Origin of the sequence: Amycolatopsis balhimycina FH 1894 (assembly GCF_000384295.1) — a bacterium.
Classification (GTDB): domain Bacteria; phylum Actinomycetota; class Actinomycetes; order Mycobacteriales; family Pseudonocardiaceae; genus Amycolatopsis; species Amycolatopsis balhimycina.
Window position 1 is genome coordinate 10,652,150 of record NZ_KB913037.1, and the last position, 11,556, is coordinate 10,663,705.

Annotated in this window: 10 protein-coding genes; 1 reads left to right on the top strand and 9 read right to left on the bottom strand. The window is 71.5% G+C overall.

Going from position 1 to position 11,556, the window contains the following annotated elements; genetic code table 11:
* Positions 1-6 precede the first annotated feature (6 nt).
* Genes A3CE_RS0148875 through A3CE_RS0148895 form a run of 5 tightly spaced genes read right to left on the bottom strand, consistent with a single transcriptional unit; the run spans position 7 to position 4,867 of the window.
* On the bottom strand, positions 7-873 hold the full coding sequence (locus tag A3CE_RS0148875) for an NAD(+)/NADH kinase (protein ID WP_020647449.1): 867 nt from the start codon (positions 871-873) through the stop codon (positions 7-9).
* Between the two features lie 33 nt (positions 874-906).
* Complete coding sequence (locus A3CE_RS0148880) at positions 907-2,382, bottom strand: flavin-containing monooxygenase (protein WP_020647450.1); 1,476 nt, start codon at positions 2,380-2,382, stop codon at positions 907-909.
* 1 nt (position 2,383) lies between these two features.
* Positions 2,384-2,707: an SDR family oxidoreductase gene (locus A3CE_RS0148885; RefSeq protein WP_020647451.1), complete on the bottom strand. Its 324-nt coding sequence runs from the start codon at positions 2,705-2,707 to the stop codon at positions 2,384-2,386.
* On the bottom strand, positions 2,691-3,581 hold the full coding sequence (locus A3CE_RS0148890; RefSeq protein WP_020647452.1) for an alpha/beta fold hydrolase: 891 nt from the start codon (positions 3,579-3,581) through the stop codon (positions 2,691-2,693). Before A3CE_RS0148890 ends, A3CE_RS0148885 begins: the two co-directional genes overlap by 17 nt.
* A complete protein-coding gene (locus A3CE_RS0148895; protein WP_020647453.1) occupies positions 3,578-4,867 on the bottom strand; it encodes a cytochrome P450 in 1,290 nt (429 codons plus the stop codon). Before A3CE_RS0148895 ends, A3CE_RS0148890 begins: the two co-directional genes overlap by 4 nt.
* Before the next feature lie 83 nt (positions 4,868-4,950).
* On the opposite strand from A3CE_RS0148895, the gene A3CE_RS0148900 reads away from it, so the two are divergent.
* Positions 4,951-5,538: a TetR/AcrR family transcriptional regulator gene (locus A3CE_RS0148900; RefSeq protein ID WP_020647454.1), complete on the top strand. Its 588-nt coding sequence runs from the start codon at positions 4,951-4,953 to the stop codon at positions 5,536-5,538.
* 296 nt (positions 5,539-5,834) lie between these two features.
* Here A3CE_RS0148900 and A3CE_RS0148905 read toward each other — a convergent pair whose 3' ends face one another.
* The 4 genes from A3CE_RS0148905 to A3CE_RS0148920 form a co-directional block, all read right to left on the bottom strand.
* Positions 5,835-6,596, bottom strand: a complete 762-nt coding sequence (locus tag A3CE_RS0148905) for an Asp23/Gls24 family envelope stress response protein (RefSeq protein WP_020647455.1) — start codon at positions 6,594-6,596, stop codon at positions 5,835-5,837.
* 316 nt (positions 6,597-6,912) lie between these two features.
* Positions 6,913-8,139, bottom strand: a complete 1,227-nt coding sequence (locus A3CE_RS0148910) for an SGNH/GDSL hydrolase family protein (RefSeq protein WP_245589755.1) — start codon at positions 8,137-8,139, stop codon at positions 6,913-6,915.
* Positions 8,136-10,433, bottom strand: coding sequence for a beta-xylosidase/alpha-l-arabinosidase (locus A3CE_RS0148915; RefSeq protein ID WP_020647457.1), 2,298 nt, complete (start codon positions 10,431-10,433; stop codon positions 8,136-8,138). The genes A3CE_RS0148910 and A3CE_RS0148915 overlap by 4 nt, the downstream gene beginning before the upstream one ends.
* Positions 10,434-10,474: 41 nt before the next feature.
* Positions 10,475-11,485 carry a LacI family DNA-binding transcriptional regulator gene (locus A3CE_RS0148920; RefSeq protein ID WP_185839829.1) on the bottom strand — a complete coding sequence of 337 codons (1,011 nt, stop codon included), beginning with the start codon at positions 11,483-11,485 and terminating at the stop codon, positions 10,475-10,477.
* Between the last annotated feature and the right edge of the window lie 71 nt (positions 11,486-11,556).

Genomic DNA, 11,556 nt, shown 5'->3' on the forward strand with positions numbered 1-11,556 from the left:
CGGCCGTCAGTGGTCGCCGTCCTGCGGGATTTCCGCCGAGTCGGTGAGCCGGAGCTTGCGCCGCGCCCGCTGATAGAACGTCGTCATCCCGAGCCGGACCACCCGCGCCGCGCTCGGGCGGGCGCGCAGGTCCAAGCGGTCGCCCGGGGACACGTAACCCTGGACCTGGCCGTCGACCTCCACCGCCAGCCGGCCGCTCGTCGGCAGCAGCTCCAGCGTCACTTCGTCGTGCACCGAGAGCACCACGCCCCGGCTGTACGCCGAGTGCGGCGCCGCCGGCGTCACCAGCAGCGCCTCGACCGCCGGGCTGGTGATCGGGCCGCCCGCGGAGAAGCTGTACGCCGTCGAGCCGGTCGGCGTCGCCACGACCACCGCGTCGGCAGAGTAGCTCACGAACGGCTGGCCGCCGACGCGGACCGCGACCACCGCGCTCCCTTCGCCGGGCACGCGCACCACCGCGATGTCGTTGAACGCCGTGATCCGGCGCCCCTCCAGCACGGCGTCCACGGCCAGCCGCGGTTCCACCGTGAACTGGTGCTCGTCGATGGCCGAGAGCGCGCCGGGCAGGTCGGGGACGTCGACCTCGGCCAGGAAGCCGAGCTTGCCGAGGTTCACCCCGAGCACCGGCGCGCGCTGCCCGTCGGCCAGCCGCATGGCCCGCAGCATCGTCCCGTCGCCGCCCAGGCTGACCACCAGGTCGGAGCGGCGCCCGAGCTCTTCGGGCGTCACCCCGACCGCCGCGCAGTTCAGGCGGACGATCTCGTCGGCGATGCCGAGGATCTCGATGCCCCGGTTGCCCGCCCAGCCGAGCACGGCTTCGACGGCGGCCGCCGAGTCGCGGCGCGGGTGCAGCACGAGTCCCGCGGAGTGCATGTCAGTGGCCCATGGCGGGCGAGGTACCAAGCGTCATGCGGTCAGTCTGCCCGCTCCCGCCGATCGCCGCGAGAAACGCAGGGCGCCGTCGTCGAGGCGGCCGTGCCGGAGCTTGACGACATCGTGCGCGTAGCTCATGCCCAGCTGCCAGGGCGCCCGCGAACCGGCTTTCGGGAACTCGCCGATCGAGCGCTGGACGTAGCCGGCGTCGAAGTCGAGCAGCGGCCGCTCGGCGACCGCCGGGTCGTCGTTGACCGGCACGCACTGGTCGTAGGAGTTCCGGTCGAGGTGACGCAGCAGCCGGACGACGTACTCGGCGACGAGGTCGGCCTTGAGCGTCCACGACGCGTTCGTGTAACCGATCGTGAAGACGAAGTTCGGCACGCCGCTGAGCATCATTCCCTTGTACGCCATGGTTTCCGGCAGTTTCACCGGGGCGCCGTCCACGAAGAGCCCGATGCCGCCGAAGGCCAGCAGCCGCAGCCCGGTGGCGGTGACGACGACGTCCGCTTCGAGCTCGGCGCCGGACTGCAGCCGCAGCCCGCCCGGGGTGAACTCCGCGATCCGGCCGGTGACGACCGAGGCGTCGCCGCGGCGGATCGAGCGGAACAGATCGCCGTCGGGGACCAGGCAGAGGCGCTGGTCCCACGGCTGGTAGCGCGGCTTGAAGTGGGTGTCGACGGCGTAGCCGGGCGGCAGCTGCTTCGCCGTCGCCTTGCGGATCAGCGCCTTGACCACACCCGGGCGGCGCCGGCTGAGCTGGTAGATCAGCGTGCTGACCGCGACGTTCTTCCAGCGCGCGACCGGGTAGGCCAGCCGCGGCCCGAGCAGGCCGCGGAGCCGGTTGGCCAGCGCGTCCTCCGACGGCATCGAGAGGATGTAGCTGGGGGAGCGCTGCAGCATGGTCACGTGCGCGGCGCGATCGGTCATCGCCGGGACGAGCGTCACGGCGGTCGCGCCGCTGCCGATCACGACGACCTTCTTGCCGGTGTAGTCGAGGTCCTCGGGCCAGTGCTGCGGGTGCACGACGGTGCCGCCGAACCGCTCGAGGCCCGGGAACTCCGGCGTGTGGCCGGCTTCATAGTCGTAGTAGCCGCTGCACAGGTAGAGGAACTTCGCGGTGATCTCGACGGGCTGCCCGTCGTGCACCGCCTCGACCGTCCACAGTGCGTCCTCCGTGGACCATGCGGCACGAACCACCTTGTGCCCGAAGCGAATATGGCGGTCGATCCCGGCGTCGGCCGCGGTGTCGCGGACGTACCGCAGGATCGACGGGCCGTCCGCGATGGCCTTCGCGTCGGTCCACGGCCGGAACCGGTAGCCGAGCGTCTGCATGTCCGAATCTGACCGGATTCCCGGGTAGCGGAACAGGTCCCACGTGCCGCCGATCGCGTCGCGGGCCTCGAGGATCGTGAACGTCTTGCGCGGGAACGCCGTCCGCAGGTGGTGGGCCGCGCCGACGCCGGACAACCCGGCGCCGACGATGAGCACGTCGACGTGTTCGGTCATGTCACACGGCCTCCGTCCGCCGTCGCCGCATGACGCGGGTCAGCACGGCGTTGTAGTGAGTGGGGGTGACGCGGGCGAGCGCGTCGAACAGGTAGGCGTCCGGGCCGACCAGGATGCGGGCCTTGCCGCGGTCGACCCCCGCGTGGATGATCGCCGCCGCCTTGTCCGGCGACGTCATCGTCATGGCCTCGAACTGCGCGGCCATTTGTTCCTTCGTGCGGCCCAGCCCTTCGGGGTCGCGGCGCATCCGGGCGTTGCGCGCGATGTTCGTCGTGATGCCGCCGGGGTGCACGGTGATGCTGTGCCGGTTACGGGGCCGGGACATCGCTGCTCCTCGCGTGCTGGTCGATGAGGTCGAGCACGGCCGGCCACGCGCCTTCGGGCAGGTCGTGGCCCATGCCGCGGACGGTTTCGTGGCGGGCGCCGGGAATCGCGCGGGCGGTGGCGGCGCCGCCGGTGGGGTGGACCATCCGGTCGCGGTCGCCGTGGATCACCAGCGTCGGCGCGGTGATCTTCCGCAGGAGCGGCGTCCGGTTGCCGGACTTCATGATCGCGGCGAGCTGGCGGCCGACGCCACCGGCGGTCGGGTCGCGGTCCCAGCCCTTCGCGGCCGTCTCGCGCACCCAGGCCTCGTCGAACGGGAAGCCGCGCGAGCCGATGTGGCGGAACATCCGGACGGCGCTCTCGACGGCCTCTTCGCGGGACTTCGGCGGTTTCGCGCCCATCATCCGCAACGTCGAGAGCGCGGGGCGGCCGAGCAGGCGCGACCCGGTCGTCGACATGATCGACGTCAGGGTGCGGATCCGGTCCGGGTACCGCGCCGCGGTGGTCTGGGAGATCATGCCGCCCATGGAGACACCCGCGAGGTGGGCGGTCTCGAGGTCCAGCGCGTCGAACAGGCCCATGGTGTCGGCGGCCATGTCCGCCAGGTCGTACTGCTGCGGGGGAAACCGCCCCGCGAGCATGCCGAGGAGGCTCGGCGGCCGGAAGCGCGGGTGCGTCGAGCCCCCGGCGTCCCGGTTGTCGAACCGGACGACCTCGTAGCCGCGCTGGGCGAGCTGGGCGCAGAAGGCGTCCGGCCAGCTGTGCAGCTGCTGGCCGAGCCCGGCGACGAGGACCAGGGGTTCGGCGCCGGTATCCCCGATCCGTTCGTAGGCCAGGGAAATCCCGCGGCCGACGTCCGCGATCCGCTCGGTCAAGAAGCACCTCCGGTCATCCGGCGGCGCACGATCGCGCGGCCGCCCTTGGCCGGGGCATAGGCGACGCCCCGGGAGTGCCAGCGCTCGCCGGGCGCTTCGGTCGGTACCAGCGTGAAGTCCCGCAGGAGGGTCCGCAGCACGACGGTCATCTCCATGGTCGCGAAGGCGGCGCCGAGGCAACGGCGGGTGCCGCCGCCGAACGGGATCCACTGGTAGAGGTCCGGGCGCGCGCCTTCGAAGCGGTGGGGGTCGAAGGTGGCCGCGTGGGGGAAGACGACGTCGTCGTCGTGGATCAGCGCGATGCTCACGAGCACCGCGTACCCCTTCGGCAGCGTCCAGCGGCCGAGCCGGTAGCCGTCCTGCTTGACCTGCCGGGCGGTGAGGTCGATGACCGGGCGGGTGCGCTGGACCTCGAGGATGGTGGCGTCGAGGAGTTTCCCGTTGTCTTCCAGTTCCGCCAGCAGCGCGGGGTGGCGGCGCAGGCGTTCGACGGCCCAGGCCAGCGTCGTCGCGGTGGTCTCGTGGCCGGCGGTGAGCAGGGTGAGGAGCTGGTCGCTGATCTCTTCGCGGCTCAGTTTCGACCCGTCGTCGTAGCGGGTCTGCAGCATCATCGAGAGGACGTCGTCCCCGTCCGGCCGGGCTTTGGCGATCAGCCGGCCGACGATGGCGTCGTACTCGCGGCGCATCCGTTCGAAGCGGCGCCACGGGTTGAAGCGGCCCTTCTTGGGAATCGGCAGCACGGCCAGCCGGGAGCCGAGGGTGACGAACGGCGGCAGCAGTTCGCGCAGCTCGGCGAACTCGGCCCCTTCGGCGCCGAACACCGCGCGCAGGATGGCGTTGAGGGTGATCCGCATCATCGACGGCAGCGTCGCGAACGCTTTCCTGTCCGGCCAGCTCGCCAGCTCGCGGACGGTCTCCTCTTCGACGATCTTCTCGTACGCCGCGAGCCGCCGTCCGTGGAAGGGCGGTACCAGGAGCTTGCGCTGCCTCCGGTGTTCCTCGCCGGAGAGGGCGAACATCGACCGCGACCCGAGCACGCGCCCGAGGTTGACCTCGAGGTTGTCGACGAGGTCGGGCCCCGAGGTGAACAGCTGTTTGATCTCGGCGGGATCGCTGATCACGACGGCGTTGCCGAAGATCGGCACGTTCACTGTGAAGGCGTCCCCGTAGCGCTCTTTGAGCCGCCGCATGCCGCGCAGGGGCTGCGTCAGCGCGTAGGCGCCCTGGACGGCGCGGGGCGCGGTGGGCCCCGGCGGCAGCGTCGTGGGGCTTGTCATGGTCGTCATCGACCCTCCCGGAAGGTGGTACGCGAGCGTACCGTCGGTACGGTACGCCGGTGTACCATCCGGTTTCAAGGGAGGGGTATAGCGTGACTTCCGTGGACGTCGACACCCGCCGGTTCCGGCAGCGGCTGCTGGACGGGCTGGCCGCGTCGATCACCGAGGACGGCTTCCGCGACACGACGGTCGCCGACATCGTCCGCCGCGCCCGCACCTCCCGCCGGACGTTCTACGAACACTTCTCCAGCCGTGAAGAGTGCTTGATCGCGCTCCTGGCCGAGGCGAACCGTTCGATGATCCGGCAGATTTCCGACGCCGTCGACCCGCGCGCCCCCTGGGCGGTCCAAGTGCGGCAGGCCATCGAAGCGTGGATCGCGTGCGCGGAGTCCGAGCCGGCGATCACGTTGAGCTGGATCCGGGACGTACCGGCGCTCGGCGCTTCGGCCCGCGACCTGCAGCGCGACGCGATGGAGGGATTCATCGCGATGACACAGCGGCTGACGGACACGGCGGAGATGCGCGCGGCGGGCATCTGCCCACCGTCCCGTCAGCTGTCGATCATGCTGCTGGGCGGCCTGCGGGAGCTGATCGCCACCACCGTCGAGGACGGCGGCCGGGCCGGCGACGTCACCGAGCTCGCGGTGCGTGCCTCGATCGCCCTGCTCGGCCCGGCCTGAGCCGAACGCCGTGAAGGCCACCTTCAGGAACTTGAAGTTCCTGAAGGTGGCCTTCACGACAGGCTGAACCGGTCAGGCGTCGAGGTCCTGGGCGATCAGCTCGGCCAGGGCGTCGACCGTGGCCTGCGGATCGCGTTCGACCGCCCGGAGTTGCCGGCGGTGATGGCCCCGATGGTGGCGACGGCGGAGGAGGCGGCCTGGTTCGCCTCCCGCGCCCTGCCAGGAAAGTCGCGGACGAACGTCCGGCCGGGGCGTGGTCCCGGTGCGCCCGCGGGACCACGCCCCGGCCGGCGCGGTCAGTCGCCGAGGTGGATGTCCGCGATGTGGACGTCCAGGTTGTCGACCTCGAGGCCCAGAAGCCGCTCGACGGCGTCGATCACGTCGACCCGGATGCGCTCGGCCAGCGGCTTGACCGCGTGCCCGAACTCGATCACCAGCGGCACGCTGATCGTGACGACCTCGCCGTCGACCACGACCGTGAGGTCCCCGGCAAGGTCGTGCACGCCTTCGGTCTTGCGGGCGACGCCGGTGACGACCTTCGTGACGACCGCGTCGGCCACGGTGGTCGCTCCGCGCGTGGCGGCGGCCGGGCGGGCCGAGGTCTCTTCGGTTACCTCGGCCGGGGCCTCTTCGGTTTCCTCGGTCGCGACCACTGCCAGTGCCTGGTCGGCGTCGTCGTCCCCGTCGGTGTCCTCTTCGGCGACGGCCGCGTCGGTGTCCACGGCAGACTCCTCGACGGACTCCTCGTCGGCGTCTTCGTCCGCGTCGGTGTCGTCCTCGGCCGTCTCCGCTTCGACGGTCTCGGTGCTGTCCTCGGTGCCGTCTTCGTCCTCGTCACCGTCGATGGAGTCGTCGTCGGCGGTTTCGGTGGCCGCGGCAGCCTCGGGCGACGAATCCGTCTCTTCGTCCTCGACGGCGGTGCCGGTGTCGCCGGCCGGTTCGGCCGGCTCCTCGGCGACGGCGACCGGTTCGGTGGCGACCGGTTCGTAGCCGTACTCGCCGGAGCCGGGCGTTTCGTTCTTGGGGCGGCCGAAGATGCTGTTGATGACGTCGGACATGGGTTCCCTTTCCGGGATCGACGACTTCGGGTGGGGACGAGCAGACGGCGCCACTATAGGGGTACGGACATGACGCGGATCACAGGGGCTCGGGTTCGAGACTTGCCTGTGCCCCAACGGATATTCAGCCGCGCTTCACCTCGGCCGGGTTGCGGTCACCGTCCGTCAGACCGGGATCAGCGGTCAGCGACGGTCACGCACTGCCCTGTTTTTGCCGCGTCGGCGGAAAAGGAATTTTCCGGGACAGGAATTTGCCACCAGAAGCGATTTCGTCCGAAAGCGAAAATTCGTGGAATCGTCATCCCGGTGCCGCCGGTCAGTCCCCGCTGAACAGCCGCTCCGGGACGCTGTTCCCGATCGCCCGGTAGCCGTCCGGGTTCAGGTGCAGGTGGTCGCCCACGTCGTACGCCGGCAGCAGCCGGGACGGTGCGCCCGGGTCGCGGGTCACCTTGTCGAAGTCCAGCAGTGCGTCGAAGTGGCCCGGTTGGCGGATCCACGCGTTCACCTGCTGGCGCGCCGCTTCCCGCTCCGGCGCGTCATACCCCGTGTTGCCGCCGAAGGCAGTGATCGTCGCTCCGTAGACCCGGATGTCCTGCGCGTGCGCTCGCACCAGGATCTGGTCGTACGCGTCGATCAGCTGTGCCGCGACGTCCGCCGCGGCCGCCGGGGTGGCCGTGCCGATGTCGTTCACGCCCTCGAACACGATCGCCCACGAAACCCCGCTCGTGGACAGCAGATCGCGGTCCAATCGGGCCAGCACGTTCGGGCCGAGGCCGTCCTGCAAAACGCGGTTTCCACCCGCAGCCTGGTTCACCACCGACACACCGTGGAGGCGCGAAGCCAGCACGTTCGGCCAGCGGTTGTTGCCGTTCGTCGTCGAGCCGCGGCCGTCGGAGATCGAGTCGCCGATCACGGCCACCGCCGACGCCGGGGACAGCACCTCGACGCCGCTGAGGAAGTACCAGTGGTCGACCGGGGTCGCGCCCGGCAAATCGAGAGCAGACACCTGGTTGCCCGCCAGCAGGTAGGACGTCGTGCGCGAACCCGGGTGCGAGGTGATCGACGTCGACGCCTGGCCGTTCGCCAGGTACGCCGTCACCGAGATGTTCTCCAGCGGCCGCACCGGGAACGGCAGCGGGTCCGACACGACCTGCGCGCCCTGCGGGACCACCGTCGACGGCTTTCCGTGGAACGTCACCGGGACGATGCTGCCCGGGACCACGGCGGAAACCCCGGCGGCGCCGGAAACCGGACGAGCCACCGACACCGCGGTCAGCGGCAGCGGTGCCCCGCCGAAGGCGTTGGAGAACCGCAGGCGGATCCGGGGCCCGCCGGCCGTCACCTGGGCCGTCTCGCGCAGGGACGCGTTGTCGAGCACCCGGTCGGTGCCCGTGAACGGCGCCGGCGGCATGTTGCCGGGCTCGGTCAGCTGCGGCATCGACGTCCACGTCGCCACCCAGTGCGACGGTGCGGGACGCGCGGAAGCCCCGACGAACAGGGTGGTCAGCACGGCCAGGAAGAAGATCACCAGAGGACGTTTCACGACGAGAACTCCGGGGTCAGGACCCGGTCGAAGCCGACGGTGCGGCGCGGCCCGGTCAGCGTGCAGTGCAGGGTCGTGACGATCTGTTCGCTCGACGTCCCCACCCGCAGTTCGACGTCGCCGGGCTCGACCAGCCGCTGCCCGGCGCGGCCGGTGTAGGACGTCAGGTCCGCGTGCAGGCCGATCTCGAGCACCGAAGTTTCGCCGGGCGCCAGGGAAACGCGGCGCGCCGCGATCAGCTGGCGCTCGGGGCGCGCCACCTCGGCCACCGGGTCGTGCAGGTAGACCTGGACGACCTCGGAGGTCGTGCGCTGGTGGTCGTTGCGCAGGGTCACCCGGACCCGGCAGACGCCGTCCGTCGGCCAGAGCGAACCGGTCGCGCTGACGTCCAGCCACGTCGCCGGCGCGTAGGACAGCCCGTGCCCGAAGGGGAACAGGGGAGTGGGATCCACCGTGCTCACTTCGCTGCGGTGCCCCAGCGGCGCCGCCAGGTACGTCGACGGCTGGCTCGCCCCGGCCGCCGGGAAGCTCACCGGCAGCCTGCCCGCCGGGTCGAGCCGTCCACTGAGGACATCCGCGAGCGCGGGCGCGCCCTCTTCGCCGGGGTAGAAGCCGCTGACCACCGCGGCGAGCCGGGGCAGCTGCCGGGAAAGTTCGTACGGCCGCCCGGACAGCAGGACCAGGACCACCGGCTTGCCCGTGTCCAGCAGGGCGTCCAGCAGTTCCTCCTGGCGGCCCGGCAGCCGCAGGTCGGGCGCGTCGCAGCCTTCGCCGGACGTCCCGCCGCCGAACAGGCCGGCCCGGTCGCCCAGCACCGCCACGCACACCGAGGCGTCCGCGCACGCGGCGACCGCTTCGGCGATGCCGTCGTCGTCCCCGCCGGTGACCGGGCAGCCCAGCGCGTAGGTCACGTCGAACGACGTCCGCAGCGCCTCCACCACGGTCGGCACGGAGACACCGAACGGGACGTCGGGGTGGTGGACACCGACGTGCAGCGGGAAGGAGTAGCAGCCGAGCATCGCGCCGGCGGCGTCCGCGCGCGGCCCCACCACGGCGAGCCGGGCGCCGGGGGACAGCGGGAGCGTCCCGTCGTTGTGCAGCAACACGATCGAGCGTTCGGCGACCTCGCGGGCGAGCGCCCGCGACTCGGCGTCGTCGAGGTCGATCTCCTCCGGGACCTCCGGCGCCCAGTCCGCGTCGAGCAGGCCCAGCTCGCACTTCTGCCGCAACACGCGTTCGAGGGCACGGTCGACGGCGGCGGCGTCGACCGCGCCCCCTTCCACCGCGGCGAGCAGCGGCTCGCCGTAGCAGTCCATGGTGGGCAGCTCGACGTCGATGCCCGCGGTCAGCGCCTGCGCGGCGGCGTCGCCGCGGTCGGCCGCGACGCGGTGCAGCCGGTGCAGGAACGCCACCGAGAAGTAGTCGGAGACCACCGTGCCGTCGAAGCCGTAGGTGTCGCGCAGCAAACCCGTCAGCAGCGACGGGTCGGCGGCGCCCGGGACGCCGTCGATGTCGGTGTAGGTGTTCATCACCGACCGGGCCCCGGCGCGCAGCGCCAGTTCGAACGGCGGGAGCAGGACGTCGGCGATTTCGCGTGGCCCGGCCGAAACGGGCGCGAGGTTGCGCCCGGCGCGGGAGGCCGAGTACCCGACGAAGTGCTTGAGCGTGGCGACCACGCCCGCCGACTCCAGGCCGGCGACGTACGCGCTGCCGATCGTGCCGACGAGGTACGGGTCCTCGCCGATGGTCTCCTCGATCCGGCCCCAGCGCAGGTCGCGCGCGACGTCGAGGACCGGCGCGAGCCCCTGGTGCACGCCCAGCGCGCGCATGGTCCGGCCGATCCGTTCGCCCATCCGGCGCACCAGGTCCGGGTCGAAGGTCGCGCCCCACGACAGGGGGGCCGGGTAGATCGTGGCCTGCCACGCGGCCAGCCCGGTCAGGCATTCCTCGTGCACCACCGCGGGAATCCCGAACCGGCCGCTGGAAACGATCTGCCGCTGGGTGCGCGCCAGGCTGCGCGCCCCGATCACCGGGTCGACCGGCCGGGTGCCGAAGACGCGGGTCAGCTGCCCGATGCCGTGCCGGACCAGGTCGTCGAAATCGACCGCGGCGTCGACGAAGTCGTGCTGGTGCGGCGCCATTTCGCCGCCGGAGTCGATGCCGACCCAGACCCCGTAGAGCTGGGCGAGCTTCTCGCGCAGGGTCATCCGGGCCATCAGGGCCCGGACGCGTTCGCCCGGGTCGGCCGCGGGGTCGCGCCACGGCTCTCCGGCCGTGGTGGGCTGCGTGGTCAAGGCTTTCCGCCCTTCTTCGAAGGAGATGCCGGAAGAGGAGGTCAGGTGACGGCGCGCGTCGAGCGCCGCACGACCAGACCGGTGTCGAGGGTGACGTGCGTGTGCTCGACCTCGGCGCCGTTGATCAGCGCGATGAGCATGGCGATCGCGCGGTGGCCCATCTCGCGGATCGGCTGGTTCACCGTGGTCAGCGGCGGGCTGCAGAGCGCGGACTCGGGCACGTTGTCGAAGCCCACCACGGAAAGGTCGTCGGGCACCGAAAGGCCGAGCTCGGCCGCCGCGCCGACGGTCGCGATCGCCGAGATGTCGTTGGCGGCGAACACCGCGGTCGGCCGGTCCGGGCCGGTCAGCAGGGCGTGGGCCGAGGCCGCGGAGACCTCCGGGTCGTAGGCGCCGATCCGGATCAGGTCTTCGTCCGGGGCGATGCCCGCGGCCGTCAAAGCCCGCAGGTACCCGTTTTTCCGCAGTTCGGCGGACTGCAGGTCGGGGCGGCCGGAGAGGAACGCGATCCGCCGGTGGCCGAGCTCGAGCAGGTGCTCGGTCGCCAGCTGGGCACCGCGCAGGTTGTCGGAATCGATGGTCGGCTGGTCCGAGGGCCCGGTGTGCGGGTCGACGGCGACGACCGGCGTGCCGGGCACGGCTTCCAGCGACACGGCCGGCGTGACCAGCACGGCGCCGTCGACGAGGGTCCCGCTCAGCCGGGACAGGTAGCGCTTCTCCCAGCCCACCGGGTCGCCGGTACGCCCGCCGGCGGAGTAGACGACGAGTTCGAACCCGCTGCCGCGGATGGCGTCCGCGGCCCCCTTGAGCAGCTCGGTCGAGAACGGCTCGAGGTCGGCGACCAGGATCCCGATGACGTTCGTCCGGTGGTTTCTCAGGCTTTGCGCCACGAGACTGGCCTCGTAGCCGAGTTCTTCGATCACCGCGCGGACTCGCGCGAGCGTCGCGGCGGAGACGCCGTAGCGATCGTTGATCACCTTCGAAACCGTGGCCACCGAGACGCCGGCCCGGGCGGCGACGTCACGGATGGTCACCCTGGAACTGGGCTGCATCGGCTCAGACTAACCATGGAAAACGTTATCGACAACGATTGACACAGCATTTGTCCCGGGAGCAGACTCTT